At 67.9% G+C, this 16996-nt stretch carries 16 protein-coding genes; 10 read left to right on the forward strand and 6 right to left on the reverse strand.

Annotation, left to right across the window (positions count from 1 at the left end; all coding sequences use genetic code 11):
• Positions 1 to 16: 16 nt before the first annotated feature.
• From ACFPOB_RS20155 to ACFPOB_RS20170, 4 genes are read right to left on the reverse strand one after another with little or no spacing between them, the layout of a single operon-like run.
• Entirely contained in the window at positions 17 to 1084 is a 1068-nt protein-coding gene (locus ACFPOB_RS20155) for an ABC transporter ATP-binding protein (protein ID WP_377800185.1), read from the reverse strand.
• Positions 1084 to 2136: a carbohydrate ABC transporter permease gene (locus ACFPOB_RS20160; RefSeq protein WP_377800186.1), complete on the reverse strand. Its 1053-nt coding sequence runs from the start codon at positions 2134 to 2136 to the stop codon at positions 1084 to 1086. Before ACFPOB_RS20160 ends, ACFPOB_RS20155 begins: the two co-directional genes overlap by 1 nt.
• Positions 2133 to 3161: a carbohydrate ABC transporter permease gene (locus ACFPOB_RS20165; RefSeq protein WP_377800187.1), complete on the reverse strand. Its 1029-nt coding sequence runs from the start codon at positions 3159 to 3161 to the stop codon at positions 2133 to 2135. Before ACFPOB_RS20165 ends, ACFPOB_RS20160 begins: the two co-directional genes overlap by 4 nt.
• Positions 3162 to 3166: 5 nt before the next feature.
• Positions 3167 to 4444, reverse strand: a complete 1278-nt coding sequence (locus ACFPOB_RS20170) for an ABC transporter substrate-binding protein (RefSeq protein ID WP_377800188.1) — start codon at positions 4442 to 4444, stop codon at positions 3167 to 3169.
• Between the two features lie 146 nt (positions 4445 to 4590).
• On the opposite strand from ACFPOB_RS20170, the gene ACFPOB_RS20175 reads away from it, so the two are divergent.
• The 3 genes from ACFPOB_RS20175 to ACFPOB_RS20185 all read left to right on the forward strand — a co-directional run bounded on the left by ACFPOB_RS20175 (position 4591) and on the right by ACFPOB_RS20185 (position 7366).
• Positions 4591 to 5628, forward strand: a complete 1038-nt coding sequence (locus ACFPOB_RS20175; protein ID WP_377800189.1) for a LacI family DNA-binding transcriptional regulator — start codon at positions 4591 to 4593, stop codon at positions 5626 to 5628.
• A complete protein-coding gene (locus ACFPOB_RS20180; RefSeq protein ID WP_377800190.1) occupies positions 5625 to 6005 on the forward strand; it encodes a cupin domain-containing protein in 381 nt (126 codons plus the stop codon). Before ACFPOB_RS20175 ends, ACFPOB_RS20180 begins: the two co-directional genes overlap by 4 nt.
• Positions 6006 to 6091: 86 nt before the next feature.
• Positions 6092 to 7366, forward strand: a complete 1275-nt coding sequence (locus ACFPOB_RS20185) for an NAD(P)/FAD-dependent oxidoreductase (protein ID WP_377800191.1) — start codon at positions 6092 to 6094, stop codon at positions 7364 to 7366.
• Between the two features lie 119 nt (positions 7367 to 7485).
• On the opposite strand, the gene pgi is transcribed toward ACFPOB_RS20185, so the two are convergent.
• Together pgi and ACFPOB_RS20195 are read right to left on the reverse strand one after the other, a co-directional pair.
• Positions 7486 to 9114, reverse strand: coding sequence for a glucose-6-phosphate isomerase (gene pgi, locus ACFPOB_RS20190; RefSeq protein WP_377800192.1), 1629 nt, complete (start codon positions 9112 to 9114; stop codon positions 7486 to 7488).
• Between the two features lie 186 nt (positions 9115 to 9300).
• On the reverse strand, positions 9301 to 10110 hold the full coding sequence (locus ACFPOB_RS20195; RefSeq protein ID WP_377800193.1) for an IclR family transcriptional regulator: 810 nt from the start codon (positions 10108 to 10110) through the stop codon (positions 9301 to 9303).
• 179 nt (positions 10111 to 10289) lie between these two features.
• Between ACFPOB_RS20195 and ACFPOB_RS20200 the strand changes: the two genes are divergently transcribed.
• Genes ACFPOB_RS20200 through ACFPOB_RS20230 form a run of 7 tightly spaced genes read left to right on the forward strand, consistent with a single transcriptional unit; the run spans position 10290 to position 16906 of the window.
• Positions 10290 to 11345 (forward strand): ABC transporter ATP-binding protein, encoded by a 1056-nt coding sequence (locus tag ACFPOB_RS20200; protein ID WP_377800194.1) that lies wholly within the window; start codon positions 10290 to 10292, stop codon positions 11343 to 11345.
• Complete coding sequence (locus ACFPOB_RS20205) at positions 11342 to 12199, forward strand: ABC transporter permease (RefSeq protein WP_377800195.1); 858 nt, start codon at positions 11342 to 11344, stop codon at positions 12197 to 12199. The genes ACFPOB_RS20200 and ACFPOB_RS20205 overlap by 4 nt, the downstream gene beginning before the upstream one ends.
• Before the next feature lie 5 nt (positions 12200 to 12204).
• Positions 12205 to 12999: an ABC transporter permease gene (locus ACFPOB_RS20210; RefSeq protein ID WP_377800196.1), complete on the forward strand. Its 795-nt coding sequence runs from the start codon at positions 12205 to 12207 to the stop codon at positions 12997 to 12999.
• Position 13000: 1 nt separating this feature from the next.
• A complete protein-coding gene (locus ACFPOB_RS20215; protein WP_377800197.1) occupies positions 13001 to 13291 on the forward strand; it encodes a (2Fe-2S)-binding protein in 291 nt (96 codons plus the stop codon).
• A complete protein-coding gene (locus ACFPOB_RS20220) occupies positions 13288 to 14673 on the forward strand; it encodes an FAD/NAD(P)-dependent oxidoreductase (protein WP_377800198.1) in 1386 nt (461 codons plus the stop codon). The genes ACFPOB_RS20215 and ACFPOB_RS20220 overlap by 4 nt, the downstream gene beginning before the upstream one ends.
• Positions 14670 to 15857 (forward strand): NAD(P)/FAD-dependent oxidoreductase, encoded by a 1188-nt coding sequence (locus tag ACFPOB_RS20225; protein ID WP_377800199.1) that lies wholly within the window; start codon positions 14670 to 14672, stop codon positions 15855 to 15857. The genes ACFPOB_RS20220 and ACFPOB_RS20225 overlap by 4 nt, the downstream gene beginning before the upstream one ends.
• Entirely contained in the window at positions 15854 to 16906 is a 1053-nt protein-coding gene (locus ACFPOB_RS20230) for a polyamine ABC transporter substrate-binding protein (RefSeq protein ID WP_377800200.1), read from the forward strand. Before ACFPOB_RS20225 ends, ACFPOB_RS20230 begins: the two co-directional genes overlap by 4 nt.
• The last annotated feature ends 90 nt before the right edge of the window (positions 16907 to 16996 follow it).

Genomic DNA, 16996 nt, shown 5'->3' on the forward strand with positions numbered 1-16996 from the left:
TCTCTCTAGTCAGTCGTCAGGACCGGACAGCCCGGCCGTTCTCGTCGAACAGGTGCAGATGCTGCTGCGGGAAGGCGAGCGCGACGCTCCCGCCGCGCTGGTGCTCGCTCTGGCCGTCGAGCCGGAGCGTGATCTGCGGCAGGCCGGGCGAAGCGCCATAGAGATAGCTCTCGCCGCCGAGGCGCTCGACCAGCTCGATCGTCAGCGGCACCCCGCCGCCCGGCGCGGCGAGCGAAAGATGCTCCGGCCGGATGCCGAGCGTGACCGATGCGCCCGCAGCAACGTTCCCGGTCGCGCAGGCGACCTCATGGCCTGCTTCGCCGAGCGCGACCGCGCCCGGCCTCACCACCTTGCCCGGCAGCAGGTTCATGCGCGGCGAGCCGATGAAGCCGGCGACGAAGAGATTGTCGGGCCGGTTGTAGAGTTCCAGCGGCGTGCCGACCTGCTCGATCTTGCCGCCATGGAGCACGACGATACGGTGCGCCAGCGTCATCGCCTCGACCTGGTCGTGGGTGACGTAGATCATCGTGCCGCCGATCTCGGCATGGAGCGCGGCGAGCTCCTTGCGAGTGGCGACGCGCAGTTCGGCGTCGAGGTTCGAGAGCGGCTCGTCGAACAGGAAGATTTTTGGATCGCGCACGATGGCGCGGCCGATGGCGACGCGCTGGCGCTGGCCGCCGGAGAGCGCCTTGGGCTTGCGCTCGAGATAGTCGGTCAGGCGCAGCATGCCGGCGGCGCGCTTCACCCGCCTGTCGATCTCGTCGCGCTTGAAGCCAATGTTTTCCAGCGCGAAGGCCATGTTCGCGTAGACGCTCATATGCGGGTAGAGCGCATAGGACTGGAACACCATGGCGAGCCCGCGCTCGGAGGCCGGCAGCCCGGTGACATCTGCGCCGTCGATCGCGATCGACCCGCCGGTGATCGTCTCCAGCCCGGCGATCGAGCGCAGCAGCGTCGACTTTCCGCAGCCGGAGGGACCGACGAAGACGACGAATTCGCCATCGGCGACGTCGAGGTCGATGCCATGCAGCACCGTCGTCGCGCCATAGGCCTTGCGGACGCCCGATAGGCTCAGTCCCGCCATTATTTCATTCCCGTATTGGCGATGCCGGTGGTGATGAAGCGCTGCAGGAAGACGAAGACCAGCGCGACCGGCAGCAGCGTCACCACCGTCATCGCGAGCAGGTAATGCCACTGCGTCTGCAACTCGCCCTGGAAGGCGTTGAGACCGATCTGCAGCGTATAGGCCTCGGTCTTGGTCAGCACCGCGAGCGGCCAGAGGAACTCGTTCCAGCGCCACATGATCGAGAAGATCGCGAGCACGGCGAGCGCCGGCATGGCGAGCGGCATGACGATGCGCCAGTAGATCTGCCACTCAGAAGCCTTGTCCATGCGCGCTGCCTCGATCAGGTCGCGCGGCAGGGTCAGCATGTACTGGCGCAGCAGAAAGACGCCGGTCGGCGTTGCAGCGCCGGGCAGGATCACCGCCCAGAGCGAGTTGACCAGGCCGAGCTTGGTGATGACGAGATAGACCGGCACCAGGATGATGGTGATCGGGATCATCAGCGTGCCGATCACCATCAGCATCACCGCCGTCTTGCCACGGAACTCGTAGATCGAGAGCGCATAGGCCGCCATCGAGTTGATCACCAGGGTGATCAGCGTCGCGACTGCCGTCACGAAAACCGAGTTCCACAAGAAGCGGGTGAAGGCGAAGCGCTCCAGCGGCTCGGTGTAGTTCTCGGTCGCGAGCTTGAACTCACGCACCGGGGTGCGCTTGTCGATCGGCACGCGGATGCTCTGGCCGGGATTGGCCGGGTCGATCATCTGCGCCTGGATGCCGATGCGGCGGACCTGCGCCAGCACGCGCTTGCTGCCGTCCTCCATCGTCACCTCGAAGAGCGGCAGCGGCTGGGCATGGCCCTCGACCCGGACCTCCTTCTGCGACATCGGCAGCAGCGAGGGCGGAAATTCGAGCAGGCCGGCCTGCGTCTTGAAGGAGGAGAGGCCGAGCCAGAGCACCGGGCCGAACATCAACACGACGCCGAGCCCGAGATAGGCGTAGGCCGCGATATCGGTCCAGTGCCAGCGGCCGGGATTGCGGCGGGCTACCGCCATGCGGGCGAGCCTGTTCATGCCGCCCCCTTGCGGCGGCTCGCCGCGAGCTGGGCCAACGTCAGCGCGAACAGCACGACGCCGAGCACGACGGAGGCGGCGGCCGCCAGGCCGAAGTTCTGGACCTGGTTGGCGAAGGCGGTCTCGTAGATGTAGTGCACGACCATCAGCGTCGCGGTGCCCGGGCCGCCACCCGTCAGCACGAAGACCTCGTCGAAGGTCTGCACGCCGCGGATCAGCGCCAGCACGATCACGACGATCATGTTCGGCCAGAGCAGCGGCAGGGTGATGCGCCAGAACACGCGCCAGCGCGGCGTCGCATCCATCTCCGCGGCCTCATAGAGATCGGCGGGAATCGCCTGCAGGCCGGCGAGCAGGATCAGCGTGTAGAAGCCCATATGGGCCCAGATCGAGACGAAGACGATCCAGAACATCGCCCAGCTCGGATCGACCAGGAACAGGATGCGCTCGCCGCCGAGCGAGGTGATCGCCGCATTGAGCAGGCCGTCGCGCTGCAGGATCCATTTCCAGGTCAGCGCCACCACCACCGGCGAAAGCAGCACCGGAAAGAAATAGACGGCGCGGAAGAAGCCGCGCGCCTTGATCTTCATGTTCAGCACCACCGCGGTCAGCAGCGAGAACAGCACCATCGCGGTGACCTGGAAGACGGTGAAGCGCGCGGTGTTGGCGACGCCGCGCCAGAAATGGTCCTCGCGGCAGGACGACGGATCGAGGAAGGAGCCGCAGTCGAAGAGATAGGCGTATTGCTGCGCCCCGACATAAGGCCGCTCGGACGGGAACAGCCCCGCCCCACCCGTCACCGAGAAGATGAAGTTGATGATGAGCGGCAGGAAGACGAAGAGCGAGAAGAAAACCAGATTGGGCAGGAGGAAGACATAGGCCATCCGGCGCTCGCCGATCAGCCGCTGCAGCGCCTGCATCGGCCAGTCGATGAGGCGCATCAGCATCGCGAGCGGCGCGGCGAAGAGGTTCGCTGCGCCGGCGCGTTCCAGCTGCGCCGCGGGGATGGGAGCGTCGGAGGCCATCCGCCTTACTTCTTGCGCTCGGCGATCTGCTGGGCGATGTCCGACTCGATCCGCTTATAGGCTTCGTCGAGGCTGCCCTCGCCCGAGATCGCCTGGCCGAGCCGGCTGATCACCGCGTTGAAGATGACGCGGTTGCTCGTATAGCCCTGCAATTGATAGGCGACCGGCGAGAGCTGCGCGACCTGGTCGGAGAAGACCTTGAGCGCCGCCTTGGCCGGCGCGCTCGCGCCCTGATAGTCGAGGCCCTTGGCGGCGATGCCAAGATGGCCTGGCACGAACAGCGAGCGGGCGTAGAACTCGCTTAGCACCGGCTCGCTGGCGAGATAGTCCATCACCTTGGCGACAGCTTCCGGGCTCTTGGTCGTCTTGATCGCAACGAGGCCGGCCCCGCCCGGCATGCCCGAGCAGCCGCCAGCGCCACAGGGCGAGGGAACCGCGATCCAGTCGAAGGCGTCGCCGACGGTCTTGTCGAACTGGGCGATCTGCCAGGAGCCCGACTGATACATCACGACCTGGGCGTTCTTAAACTCGTCATTGGCGCCGCGATAGGCGGTGCCGGAGACCGAGCCCCAGAGCTCCTTCTTCATCACGCCGTTGTTGTGCCAGTCATAGACCAGCTTGGCGCCGCGCTTGAAACCGTCGTCAATGACAGCCGGCTCGCCCTTGGCGTCGAAGACCTTGGCGCCCTCGGAGACCGCGACCGAGAAGAAGCGGTGGCCGGAGCGGTCCATCGCCAGCGGGAACGGCGCCTGGACCTTGGCCGCGACGTCCTTGACCGCCTTGCCCCACTCCTCCCAGGTCGCCTTGGCGCCCGGCATGGCGATGCCGGCCTGTTCGAACAGCGTCTTGTTGACGAAGGGGCCGGTGACGGTGAGCTGCGTCATGAAGCCGGTGATGGCCTTGGTGTCCCCCTCGGGGCGCATCCAGGGCAGGAACGGCCCGAAATTCTTTTCCCAGTAGGCCGCGTCCTTGAGGTGCGGCCGCAGGTCGAGCGCATAGCGGGCGATGCCGCCGAGATCGACGACGCGGGCGATGTCGGGGCCCTGGCCCGAGGCGAGCTGGACGGGCAGGTTTTCGGTGATGGCCTTGTAGGGCACCTGGTCGAGCACGACCTTGATGTCCTTGTTCTGGGCCTCGAAGCGCTTGAGCAGGTCGGTGATGACCTCGCCCTCATTGCCGTCGGAATACCAGGCGATGCGCACTGTGGTCTGGGCCTGCGCGAGACCGCCGATGACGAGGCCGGCCGTCAAGGCGAGCGCCGAAATCCAATGCTTGCTGTGCATGAGCGTTCCATCCCCGCTTGAACCGGTGCCTCGATGAGCACCTTGACAATCATTTAGGCAAACGTTTGCCTAGCTTGTCAATCCCGAAGTGAGCCGGCATCTCTTGGGAGCCGGTTCACTAGGCGCAGAATCGGGGATGGAGCGCGATGAAGACCAGGGCCGCCAGGGCACATCAGGGTTCGGTATCGCTCACCACGGTCGCGGAGGATACCGGCGTCTCGATCTCCACCGTCTCGCGCATCGTCAATGGCGAGAGCGGGCGCGCCTCGCCCGAGACAGTGGCGCGTGTCGAGGAAGCGATCGCGCGGCTGGGCTATCGGCCGAACCCGGTCGGGCGCGCGCTGCGCCAGCGTGCCAGCCGAGTCGTGGCGATGCTCTCCCCCAATCTCGACAACCCGGCGATGGCAGCGATCGCGGTCTCGACCGAGGCAGCGCTACGCGCCGCCGGCTACGTCATGATCCTCTGCGACACGCATGACCGCGCCGAACTGCAGGACGACTACCTGCAGGCGATGCGCGAGCAGTTCGTAGCCGGCTATGTGATGGTCAGCGCCGTGCGCAGCCGTGGGCTTGAGGAGACGCTCCGGCGCGGCGACCCGATGGTCTTCGTCGCCCGCCACAACCCGCTCGGCGGCGGCGCCTATGTCGGCATCGACAACCGCGCCGCCGGTGCCGACGCCGCCGATTTCATGCTGGCGCGCGGCATCGAGCGCCCGGCCGTGCTGATGGCGGCGCAGAACGTCTCGAGCACCCAGGAGCGCGCCTCGGGCTTCATCGACCGCCTCGTCGAACGCGGTGTCCCGGCCGATGCAATCCGCCGCGCCAGCGGGCCGGGACTGTCGCATATCGAGATCGGCTACGCCGCCGCCAGGACGCTGGTGCAAGAGGGGGGCTGGCCGCAAGGCGCGCTCTGCGTCAGCGATCTGATCGCTTATGGCGCCTATCGGCTTGCGGTCGAGAACAACGTGCCGATCCCGCAGCGCTGCACCCTGGTCGGCGTCGACGGCAATGCGCTCAACCACTGGATCGCGCCCTGGCTGACCTCGATCCGCATCCCCTATGAGAGCTTCGGCGGGCATGTCGTCAGCCAGCTGGAATCGCTCTGGAGCGGCGCGCCGACCTCGGAGGTTCGCATTCCGCATGAGCCACCCATGATAGGGTTCGCACAGAAGGCGACGGCATGAACCGCATCGACCACGAGACCCAGCCGCTTGAGCAATGGCGCGAGGGCGTGATGACGCTGATGCGGGTCTCGGCGCTGGAGCACTCGGCCCAGCTCTGCATATTCGAGCAGTTCTGCGATCCCGGTCTCGGCGCTCCCCTCCATCACCACGCCGTCGAGGAGGTGCTGGAAGTGATGCAAGGCGAAGCCGAGGTCACGCTTCGCGGCGAGATCCTGATCCTGCGCGCCAACCAGTCGATCGTGATCCCGGCCGGCGCCAGGCACGGCTTCCGCAATATCGGCAGCGGCATCCTCAAGGTCCGCGCCACCCTCGCCTCCCCGATCTTCGAGGCGAGCTATGACGACCGCGCCGAGCAGTCGCGGCGCTGGATTCCCTGAAACGGACGGGTGCGAAGAGCCAGATACAGCCCCGGCCCTGCAGTCATGCTACAAAACCGTTGTGCTGCCGCAACGAGGGATGGCCGATGAGCGGACCGCATCATGTCGTGGTGATCGGCGGCGGCTTTGCCGGATTGGAGGCCGTGCATCGTCTCGCCGGCGCCGACGTGCGCGTCACCATCGTCGACCGGCGCAATCACCATCTCTTCCAGCCCCTGCTCTACCAGGTCGCCACCGCCTCGCTCGCGACCTCGGAGATCGCCTGGCCGATCCGGCATCTGTTCCGGCGCCGTGACGACGTCACCACGCTGCTCGCCGAGGTCACCGGGATCGACACCGTCAGGCGCGAGGTCGCGCTCTCGACCGGCGAGATCCTGCACTACGACACGCTCGTCGTCGCCACGGGCGCGACCCATGCCTATTTCGGCCATGACGATTGGGAGCCCTACGCGCCGGGTCTCAAGACCCTCGAAGACGCGACGACGGTTCGCCGCCGTATCCTGCTCGCCTTCGAACAGGCAGAAGCGGAAACCGATGCAGGCCGTCGGGCCGCGCTCCTGACCTTCGTCGTCATCGGCGCCGGTCCGACCGGCGTCGAACTCGCCGGCACGATCGCGGAATTGGCGCGCGCCACAATGCCTCAGGATTTCCGCCGGATCGACACTCGCGAGACCCGCGTCGTGCTGATCGAGGCCGGCCCGCGCATCCTGCCCAGCTTCGACGAGGAACTGGCGGCTTATGCGCACAAGGAGCTGGAGCGCATCGGCGTCGAGATCCGCACGGGCGCGCCGGTCACCGCCTGCGGTCCTGAGGGCGTGATGATCGGCGAGAAGCGACTGCCGGCCGCGACGATGATCTGGGCCGCAGGCGTACGCGCCTCGCCGGCCGGCGCCTGGCTCGACGCTCCCATGGACCGCGCCGGGCGCGTCGAGGTCGCGGCCGATCTGACCGTGCCCGGCCGGCCGGAGATCTTCGTGCTCGGCGACACCGCCATGGTCAAGGACCAGGACGGCAAGCCGGTGCCCGGCATCGCGCCCGCTGCCAAGCAGCAGGGCCGCCATGTCGCAGCGACGATCAAGCGCCGGCTCGCCGGCGACAAGGCGCCGCGACCCTTCGCCTACAGCCATGCCGGCAGCCTCGCGACCGTCGGCAAGCGCGTCGCCATCATCGATTTCGGCCGGGTCAAACTGAAGGGCTGGCTGGCGTGGTGGCTCTGGGGCCTGGCGCACATCTATTTCCTGATCGGCGTGCGCAACCGGCTCAGCGTCGCACTGAGCTGGCTGTGGATTCACGCGCGCGACCAGCGCAGCGCCAGACTGATCACCCAGCGCGACGTGAAGCAACCGGGGGGTGGGAGCTGAAGCGCGTCATGCTCGGGCTTGACCCGAGCATATCCGGCCGGAGGAGATTCAGGTCAGTGTCATCTCGTCCAGAGACCCTCGGGTCTACGCTTCGCTTCGCCCGAGAATGACGGCCTCGCTCAACGCCCGGTCAGATAGCGCGCCAGCCCCGCCGTCGAGGCGTCATGCACCTCGGCCGGCGCCTTGCCCTCGATCACAGGCAGCAACGCCGTCGCCAGCTCCTTGCCGAGCTCGACGCCCCATTGATCGAAGGCGTTGATGTCGAACACCGCCGCCTCGACGAAGACGCGGTGCTCATAGAGCGCAATCAGCCGCCCGAGCGTGAACGGGTCGAGCTTGTGATAGGCGATGGTCACGCTCGGCCGGTTGCCGGGGAAGACCTTGTGAGGCGCGAGCTGCTCGGCCGCCTCCGCCGACAGCCCCTGCTTGGCCAGCTGCGCCTTCGCCTCCTCCAGCGTGCGGCCCTTCATCATCGCTTCGCTCTGGGCCAGGCAGTTGGCGAGCAGCAGGCGATGCTGATGGCTGAGTTCCGGCTCATGCCCCTCCGCCGCGACCAGGAATTCGCAGGGGATGATGTCGGTGCCCTGATGCAGCAGCTGGAAGAAGGCGTGCTGGCCATTGGTGCCGGGCTCGCCCCAGACCAGCGGCCCGGTCGGCCGCGTCACCGCACCGCCGGCCTTGTGCACGCGCTTGCCGTTTGACTCCATGTCGAGCTGCTGCAGATAGGCGGGCAACCGCGCCAGCCGCTGGTCGTAAGGCAGGACGGCGCGGGCGGGGTAGCCGCAACTCTCGCGATGCCAGAGCCCGACCAGCCCCAGCAGAACGGGCAGATTCTTGTCGAGCGGCGCGGTCCGGAAATGCTCGTCCATGGCATGCGCGCCGGCGAGGAATGCGCGGAAGTTCTCGGGCCCGATCGCGATCATCACCGGCAGGCCGATCGCCGACCAGACCGAATAGCGCCCGCCGACCCAGTCCCAGAAGCCGAAGATCCGGTCCGGCGCGATGCCGAAGGCCGCGACCTTGTCGAGCGCGGTCGAGACGGCGGCGAAATGCCCGGCCACCGCGTCTTCGCCGAGCGCCCCGGCAATCCAGCGCCGCGCCGTCGCGGCATTGGTCATGGTCTCGATCGTGGTGAAGGTTTTCGAGGCCACGATCACCAGCGTTCGGGCTGGATCGAGCTTAGCCAGCGTATCGGCGATATGGGCGCCGTCGACATTGGAGACGTAATGCAGGCGCGGCCCGTCATGATAGGGCGCCAGCGCGAGCGTCGCCATCACCGGCCCGAGATCCGAGCCGCCGATGCCGATATTGACGACATCGGTGAAGCGCTCGCCATCGGAAGCCGCGATCGTGCCGCTGCGGATACCGTTGGCGAAGGTCGACATCCGTTCAAGGACCGCATTGACTTCCGGCATGACGTCGGCGCCGTCGACCATGACCGGCCGGCCCGACTGATTGCGCAGCGCCGTGTGCAGCACGGCGCGCCCTTCCGTCGTGTTGATCGGCTCACCGGCGAACATCGCGTCGCGCTTGGCTGCGACATCGGCCGCTCCGGCGAGCGCCAGCAGCAGCTCGATGGTCTCAGGCGTCACCGCCGTCTTGGAATAGTCGAGCAGGAGGTCTTCGAGCCGGGCCGAAAAGGTCTGGAAGCGCTGCCTGTCGGCGGCGAAGAGCTCGCGCAAATGCTGCGAGGCGGTTCGGGTACGATGCGCGGCAAGATCCGCCCAGGCCTTCTCAAGCACGATCATCCTCCGTGGCGACTGCGATCGGCCGCCGCAGCGGCAAGCCGAGGTAGCATATCGATGGCCGCAAGGTCACGGCGGCAACGAGACAGGGGAGCCATGCAGACGGATTAGCATCGGCCCGGACGGGCGAGCTCGGCGTCGATCTCTACCGCTTTCGGGAGACCAGCCGCGCCTCGCCGCCAGCCTGGGTCACGAGACCGCGCTCAGGCTGCGCGAGGGATGGCGCAAGGCCGTGTCGAACGGGTTGAGCATGGCGCCGAGCGTCGCGGCCTCCGCCTTGAGGATGGCGACGACGCCGGGCAGGCGCTCAGGCCTCAGACGATCCGCCAGCGTGCCGACGCTGAGCGCGGCGACGACACGCCCCTGCGCATCGAAGACCGGCACGCCCAGCCCCGCCATGCCCGGGATCAGCCCGGTGTTGAGATTGACCCAGCCCTGCTCGCGCGCCTTCTCCAGCTCGACCCGCAGCGCCGCCTCGTCGAGGAAGCCGCGATCGAGCAGGCGCGGCACGTTGAAGCGGATCACCGCCTCGCGCTCGGCCTCGGGCAGATGGGCGAGGATGGCGAGGCTGCCCTGCCCGAGCCCGAGCGGTACCTTGCCGCCGATGTCGCCGGTGAAGGAGCGGATCGGGAACGGCCCCTCGATCCGGTCGAGGCAGACGGCTTCATAGCCGTTGCGGACCAGCAGGAAGATCGTGTCGGTCAGCGTCGCCGAGAGGCGCAGCAGCACCGGCTTGGCGAGGTCGCGCAAGCCATCGGCATGGCCGGCGCGGGCCGCCAGCACGAAGAGGTCGAGTGCCAGTCGGTAGCGCTTGCCGACCTGCTCGACGAAGCCCTCGGCTACGAGGTCCTGCAGGGCGCGGTGCGCTGTGGGCTGGCTGCAGCCGGCCTGCTCGGCGAGGTCCTTCAGGCGGATGCCGCCGGCCTCCGCCGCCCCGACCAGACGCAGCAGGCCGAGCGCGCGGCGCAGGCTGGAGAGAGGTTCGGCAGAATCCGTCATTCACCCATCTTAATCGACTTAGAGTGATGGCGCAATAAATTTCATATAACGGAATTTATAGGATAAAAATTCTCTCATATGGAATTATTCGTTGACGAAGTTCCATCGCTGCGGCTTCTGGAAAGCACGAGGGCAAAAGACCCCGATGAGCGGGCGGGGCAAGCCAAGCGGGAGAGATCATGGGCTTCCTGACGCTGGAGAAGCTGAGCAAGATCTATGGCGACTTCGCCGCCGCGCGCGACATCGACCTCAGCGTCGCCAAGGGCGAGTTCGTCTCGCTGCTCGGCCCCTCCGGCTGCGGCAAGACCACGACGCTGCAGATGATCGCCGGGCTGGTCGAGCCGACCACCGGCACGATCATGCTCGATGGCCGCGACATCACCCGTGAGACCCCGAACAGGCGCGGGCTCGGCATCGTCTTCCAGAGCTATGCGCTCTTCCCGCATATGACGGTCGCGCAGAACGTCGCCTTCGGGCTGGAGATGCGCAAGATCGCCAGGGCCGAGCGCGACGAGCGCGTCGCGACCATGCTCGGCCTCGTCCATCTCGGCGGCTTTTCCGAGCGCTATCCGCGCCAGCTCTCCGGCGGCCAGCGCCAGCGTGTCGCCATTGCGCGCGCCCTCGTCATCCAGCCGCCGGTGCTGTTGCTCGACGAGCCGCTCTCCAATCTCGACGCGAAACTGCGCGAGGAGATGCAGTTCGAACTGCGCCGCATCCAGCAGCGCGTCGGCACCACCACGATCATGGTGACGCACGACCAGGCCGAGGCGCTCTCGATCAGCGACCGCGTCGTGGTGATGGAGCAGGGCCGGATGACGCAGGTCGACGCGCCCTACAGGCTCTACGAGAACCCGGCAACGCCGTTCATCTCCACCTTCGTCGGCAAGATGAACCGGCTGGACGGCGTCTGGCGCAAGGGCGCGGCGGAGGTTGCCGGCGTCGCCCTGCCCGCTGAGGCCAGCGGTCTTCAGGAAGGACAGGCGATCGCGCTCTCGATCCGGCCAGAGAAGATCGCGCTGAAGCCGCCAGGGCAAGGCCGGCTCGACGGCACCATCGCCAATCGCTTCTTCCTCGGCAGCTCCTGGCTGTTCACGGTCGAGACCGCGGCGGGCGCCATCCTGGTCTCGGCGCCGAACGACGGCGACGAGCCGGACCGCGAAGGCGCCAGGGTCGCGCTCGACTGGGCTCCGGCCAGCCTGCGCATCGAGCCGCTCGCGCCGGGAGCGGCGGCATGAGTGTCGGGCGCTCCGCGGCGACACCGTTCTGGCTCGCCGGGCCGGGCGCGCTGGTCTTCCTCGGGCTCATCGTCCTGCCGCTCGTGCTGACGGTGATCCTGTCCTTCCACGCCTATGACCACACCACCGGCATCAAGAACGAGTTCACCCTCGCCCACTACGCGGCTGTATTCTCGGACGACTACTACCTCGGCATCTTCTGGCGCACGCTCCGCCTCGCCGCGCTGACCACGCTGATCTGCGCCGTCATCGGCGCGCCCGAGGCCTATATCCTGTCGCGGATGCGCGATCCCTGGCGCTCGGTTTTCCTCCTGGTGATCATTGGGCCGCTGCTGGTCTCGGTGGTCGTCCGCGCTTTCGGCTGGAGCATGCTGCTCGGCTCGACCGGGCTGGTGAACCAGTCGCTGCAGGCGCTCGGCTTCGACAGCGTCCGCCTGCTCTACACCGAGACCGCGATCGTGATCGCGCTCGTCCACGTCATGCTGCCCTTCATGGTGATCCCGGTCTGGACCGCGCTGCAGAAGCTCGATCCGATGGTCGAGGCCGCCGCCTGGAGCCTTGGCGCCTCCCACTTCACCGCCTTGCGCCGGGTCGTGCTGCCGCAGGTCTCGCTCGGCATGCTGTCGGGCAGCCTGATCGTCTTCGGCCTTTCGGCCTCGGCCTTCGCCATCCCGGGCCTGCTCGGCGGGCGCCGGCTCAAGATGGCGGCGACGCTGGTCTACGACGAATACATGCACGAGCTGAACTGGCCGCTCGGCGCGACGATCGCGATCATCGTCCTCGCCGCCAATCTCGTGATCATGCTGGCCTATAACCGCGTCGTCGAGACGCGCGCCCGCAAGGCCCTGGGGTGAGCTCGATGCAAAAGAACGGCCCCGTCGCGCTCCTCTTCCACACCCTCGTCGTCGCCTTCGTGCTGGCGCCACTGGTGGTGATCTGCCTCGTCGCCTTCACGCCGGAGAACACGCTCTCGATCCCGACCACCAGCTTCTCGCTGCGCTGGTTCCGCGAGATCTTCCGCCATCCCGATTTCGTCGCCTCCTTCGTCAACAGCCTCTGGCTGGCGACGCTCGCCGCGACGCTCTCGGTCGCGATCTCGGTGCCGGCGGCGCTGGCCATCGACCGCTACGACTTCCCCGGTCGCGATGCGCTAAACGCGCTCTTCCTCTCGCCGCTGATCATCCCGCACCTCGTGCTCGGCGTCGCCTTCCTGCGGCTCTTCGCGCTGATCGGCGCGACCGGCAGCTTCGCCTGGCTGGTCGCCTGCCATGTCGTGGTGATCACGCCCTATGTGCTGCGCCTCGTGATGGCTGCCTTCACCGGGCTCGACCGCTCGGCCGAGCAGGCGGCGATGACGCTGGGGGCCTCGCACTGGACGGTGTTCCGCCGCGTTACCGCGCCGATGATCCTGCCGGGCATCACCGGCGGCTGGCTGCTCGCCTTCATCAACAGCTTCGACGAACTCACCATGTCGATCTTCGTGACCTCGCCGCAGACGGTGACGCTGCCGGTGCGGATGTACATGTACGCGACCGAATCGATCGACCCGATGATGGCCGCCGTCTCGGCGCTGATGATCGCGCTCACCGCCGCCGCCATGCTGGTGCTCGACCGCGCCTTCGGCCTCGACACAATCCTCGTCGGGCAGAAGTGACATGCCGCTCCTGCACCGCCTCGTCCGCGCCGACCATCCGGCCATCGCCTTCACCCTCGACGGCGAGCCTTGCGAGGGCCGCGCCGGCGACACCGTGCTGACAGCGATCCTGACCCAGGCCGAGCGCCTGCGCCTCTCCGAGTTCTCGGCCTCGCCGCGCGCAGGCTTCTGCCAGATGGGCGCCTGCCAGGATTGCTGGGTCGTGCTCGAGAGCGGCGAGCGCCTGCGCGCCTGCTCGACCGCGCTGACCGCCGACATGCGCATCCTCACCCGCCGCGCGAGGGCGACATGAGCGAGCGCCCGCAGCCGCTGATCGTGGGCGCCGGGCCGGCCGGCATCCGGGCCGCTGAGGCGCTAGTCAAGGCCGGCCTGCGTCCGCTCGTGGTCGACGAAGGGCCCGCCTGCGGCGGCCAGATCTATCGCCAGCGCCTCGTCCCGGACGGACGCTCCACCCGCGACCTCTACGGCTCGGAAGCGGCGAAGGCCGAGGCGCTGCATCGCGACTTCGCCGCGCTCGACGGCAAGCTCGACTACTGGCCGCAGGCGCTGCTCTGGAACCTCCGCGCCGGCGGGGCCGACATCATGGTCCAAGGCACGAGCCGGCAGGTCGCCTATGACGGCCTCCTGCTCGCGACCGGCGCGACAGATCGCATCTTGCCGATCCCCGGCTGGACCTTGCCGGGGGTCTTCACTTTGGGCGGCGCCCAGATCGCGCTGAAGAGCCAGGGCTGCGCCATCGGCAGCAGGATCGTCTTCCTAGGCTCGGGGCCGCTGCTCTATCTCGTCGCCTGGCAGTATATGAAGGCCGGCGCCAAGGTTGCGGCCGTGCTCGACACCGCGTCTTTCGCCGCAAAGTTCAACCTGTTGCGCGGATTGCCGCTCTTCCCGGGAATCGTGCTGCGCGGCATGCGGATGACCGCAGAGCTGAAGCTGGGCGGCGTCGGCCTGCATTACGGCGTCGGCGATGTCCGCATCGAGGGCAAGAACGCGGTCGAAGCGATCGCCTGGCGCCAGGACGGGATGGAGCATCGCCTCGCCTGCGACGGCATCGGCTATGGCCTCGCCCTGCGCTCCGAGACGCAACTCGCCGATCTCGCCGGCTGCCGCTTCGCCTTCAACCAGCGCGACCGCGCCGCCCTGCCCGAGCGCGACGCCGCCGGCCGCAGCAGCGTCCCCGGCGTCTATCTCGCTGGCGACGGCGCCGGCATCGCCGGAGCGGACGCGGCCGAGCGCGCCGGCGAACGGGCAGCCCTCGCCCTGCTGCAGGATCGCGGCCTGCCGCACGACACTGCCCGCGCGACCGCGCTGGAAGCAGGGCTCGCCCGCATCGGCCGCTTCCGCGAGGTGCTCGAAGCCGCCTTCCCCTTCCCGGTGCATTGGATGCGCGATCTCGCCGATGCGACGACGCTTTGCCGCTGCGAGGAGGTCAGCGCCGGCGAGGTCCGCGCCGCCATCAGCCGCTTCGGCGTACACGAGCTCAACCGGCTGAAGGCTGTGAGCCGCGTCGGCATGGGTCGCTGCCAGGGACGCATCTGCGGCGCCGCCGCCGCCGAATTGCTGGCGCATGAAACCGGACGCGGCATCGAGGCCGTCGGCCGCCTGCGCGGCCAGGCACCGGTCAAGCCGGTGCCCCTGACGCTCACGCTCGCAGCGGAGCAGGAGGCGGCGGAATGAGCGCTCGCCTCTCGGTCGACGTCGCGATCATCGGCGGCGGCCTCGTCGGCTCCTCTGCGGCGCTGGCGCTGCGCGGCATGGGCTTCTCGGTCGCCCTCCTCGACAAGGGCTTTTGCGGCGCGCAGGCCTCTGGCGTGAACTATGGCGGCGTGCGCCGCCAGGGCCGGCCGGTCGAGCAATTGCCGCTGTCGCAGCGCGCCCACGCGGTCTGGCCACGGCTCAAGGCTCTGATCGGCATCGACGGCGAGTTCCTGCGCTCCGGCCATCTCAAGCTCGCCCGCAACGAGGCCGACATGGCCTCGCTCGAAGCCTATGCCGAGACCGTCGCCGAGCAGGGCCTCGACCTCGAACTGATCGGCCATAACGGCCTGCGCGAGCGCTTCGGCTGGATCGGCGACGGCGTCGTCGGCGCCTCCTTCTGTGCCGGCGACGGCCACGCCAATCCGCGTCTGGTCTCGACCGGCTTCGCCGCCGCCGCGCGCCGGGCCGGCGTCGAGGTGCTGGAGAACACCGCCGTCGCGGGCGTGACCCGCAATGGCGAGGGCTTCGCGCTGGAAGCCGCCGGCAACCTCGCCCTGCGCGCCCGCTTCGTCATCAACAGCGCCGGCGCCTGGGCCGGTCCCTTCGCCGCGGGCTTCGGCGAGCCGGTCCCGCTCTCCCGCATCTACCCCTCCATGGTCGTCACCGAGCCGATGGAGCCGGTTATGACCGTCAACATCGGCATGGAGGGCGGTGGCATCTACGCCCGCCAGGTCGAGCGCGGCAATGTCGTGGTCGGTGGCGAGCGCGCCTTGCCGCTGGCCGATGCCGATTTCTCGCGGCCGCGCGGCGATGGCGCGATCGCGATCATGAACAACGCCGCCGCGCTGTTCCCGGGTTTGCGCCATGCCCAGGCGATCCGCTTCTGGAGCGGCACGGAAGGGGCGATGCCGGACAGGAATCCGGTGATCGGCCCGAGCGGGACGACGCCCGGCCTGATCCATGCCTTCGGCTTCACCGGCGCCGGCTTCCAGATCGCGCCGGGCGTCGGCGAGGTTCTGGCCGAACTCGTCCGGGACGGCGAGACGCAGACCCCGATCGCGGCCTTCTCGATCGACCGCTTCAGAGATGTCGCCCGCACCGACGCTGGCTCGGGTGCGGGGCAAAACCAAGAGCCGCAAAACGCAGGGGAGTTGAGACCATGACCAGCTATCGCACTATCCTGGCCGCCGGCATCGCCACCATGACGCTCGCTGCCGCCGGCGGCGCATTCGCCCAGTCGAAGACGCTCTATGTCGGCATGAACGGCGGGAACTTCGAGAAGACCTTCACCCAGGCCGTCTTCCCGGATTTCGAGAAGGCCAACGACGTCAAGGTCGTGGTCGTGCCGGGGACGTCCTCGGACATCCTCGCCAAGGCGACGGCTGCGAAGGACAAGCCGCAGATGCACGTCATGTTCCTCGATGACGGCGTCATGGTCCGCGCCATCGGCGCCGGCCTCTGCGAGAAGACGAAGCCTGGTCCCGAGCTCGCCGACCTTGCTCCCGGCACGCGCATGAAGGACGACATGGCCGTCGGCATCGATCTCGGCATGACCGGGCTCGGCTACAACAAGAAGCTGTTCGACGAGAAGGGCTGGCCGGCGCCGACCTCGTGGATGGACCTCGCCGACCCCAAGTACAAGGGCAAGGTCGTGTTCCAGTCGGCCTCGGCCTCGTCCTTCGGCCTGCATGCCTTCCTGATGTTCAATCGCATCCAGGGTGGCACCGAGGCCAATGTCGAGCCGGGCTTCACCAAGTTCCGCGACACGATCGGCAAGAACGTGCTCGAATTCATCCCGAGCTCGGCCAAGATCGCCGAGATGGCTCAGACCGGCGAGGCCGCGATCTTCCCGCTGACGCCGACCGGCATCTCGACGCTGAAGGACAAGGGCATCGCCGTCGAATACGCCCAGCCCAAGGAAGGCTCGGTCGTGCTGATGGTAGCGCAATGCGTCATCGCCAGGAATTCCGAGCCGGAGCTGGCGCAGAAGCTCGCCGCCTATCTGCTCTCGCCCGAAGCCCAGTCCAAGGCGCTCGCCGCCGGCAACATCGTGCCCTCGAACACCAAGGCCAAGGCCTCTACGCCCGAGGCCGAGAAGAAGCTCGAAGCCTTCCACGCCAACATGAAGACCGCCGTCACCCTCGACTGGGACCAAATCAACGCCAAGCGGCCGGAGTGGAACAGCCGCTGGAACAAGATGATCGAGCGCTGAGCGTCGCGCTTTTGCGAACGGCCCGCCGCAAGGGAAAGGCCCTTGGCGGCGGGTTTGGTGCCATCAGATACCTTTAGACTGCACGCATTC

This window comes from Allobosea eneae (assembly GCF_042657265.1).
In the GTDB taxonomy this organism is placed as follows: Bacteria; Pseudomonadota; Alphaproteobacteria; order Rhizobiales; family Beijerinckiaceae; genus Allobosea; species Allobosea eneae.

Excerpts from the sequence above, each read along its gene's own strand:
- ACFPOB_RS20195 (WP_377800193.1), bottom strand. The coding sequence starts at position 10,110 with ATGACGGATTCTGCCGAACCTCTCTCCAGCCTGCGCCGCGCGCTCGGC.
- ACFPOB_RS20155 (WP_377800185.1), bottom strand. The coding sequence starts at position 1,084 with ATGGCGGGACTGAGCCTATCGGGCGTCCGCAAGGCCTATGGCGCGACG.
- ACFPOB_RS20165 (WP_377800187.1), bottom strand. The coding sequence starts at position 3,161 with ATGGCCTCCGACGCTCCCATCCCCGCGGCGCAGCTGGAACGCGCCGGC.
- ACFPOB_RS20185 (WP_377800191.1), top strand. The coding sequence starts at position 6,092 with ATGAGCGGACCGCATCATGTCGTGGTGATCGGCGGCGGCTTTGCCGGA.
- ACFPOB_RS20215 (WP_377800197.1), top strand. The coding sequence starts at position 13,001 with ATGCCGCTCCTGCACCGCCTCGTCCGCGCCGACCATCCGGCCATCGCC.
- pgi (WP_377800192.1), bottom strand. The coding sequence starts at position 9,114 with ATGATCGTGCTTGAGAAGGCCTGGGCGGATCTTGCCGCGCATCGTACC.
- ACFPOB_RS20180 (WP_377800190.1), top strand. The coding sequence starts at position 5,625 with ATGAACCGCATCGACCACGAGACCCAGCCGCTTGAGCAATGGCGCGAG.
- ACFPOB_RS20210 (WP_377800196.1), top strand. The coding sequence starts at position 12,205 with ATGCAAAAGAACGGCCCCGTCGCGCTCCTCTTCCACACCCTCGTCGTC.
- ACFPOB_RS20160 (WP_377800186.1), bottom strand. The coding sequence starts at position 2,136 with ATGAACAGGCTCGCCCGCATGGCGGTAGCCCGCCGCAATCCCGGCCGC.
- ACFPOB_RS20220 (WP_377800198.1), top strand. The coding sequence starts at position 13,288 with ATGAGCGAGCGCCCGCAGCCGCTGATCGTGGGCGCCGGGCCGGCCGGC.
- ACFPOB_RS20225 (WP_377800199.1), top strand. The coding sequence starts at position 14,670 with ATGAGCGCTCGCCTCTCGGTCGACGTCGCGATCATCGGCGGCGGCCTC.
- ACFPOB_RS20170 (WP_377800188.1), bottom strand. The coding sequence starts at position 4,444 with ATGCACAGCAAGCATTGGATTTCGGCGCTCGCCTTGACGGCCGGCCTC.
- ACFPOB_RS20230 (WP_377800200.1), top strand. The coding sequence starts at position 15,854 with ATGACCAGCTATCGCACTATCCTGGCCGCCGGCATCGCCACCATGACG.
- ACFPOB_RS20205 (WP_377800195.1), top strand. The coding sequence starts at position 11,342 with ATGAGTGTCGGGCGCTCCGCGGCGACACCGTTCTGGCTCGCCGGGCCG.
- ACFPOB_RS20175 (WP_377800189.1), top strand. The coding sequence starts at position 4,591 with ATGAAGACCAGGGCCGCCAGGGCACATCAGGGTTCGGTATCGCTCACC.
- ACFPOB_RS20200 (WP_377800194.1), top strand. The coding sequence starts at position 10,290 with ATGGGCTTCCTGACGCTGGAGAAGCTGAGCAAGATCTATGGCGACTTC.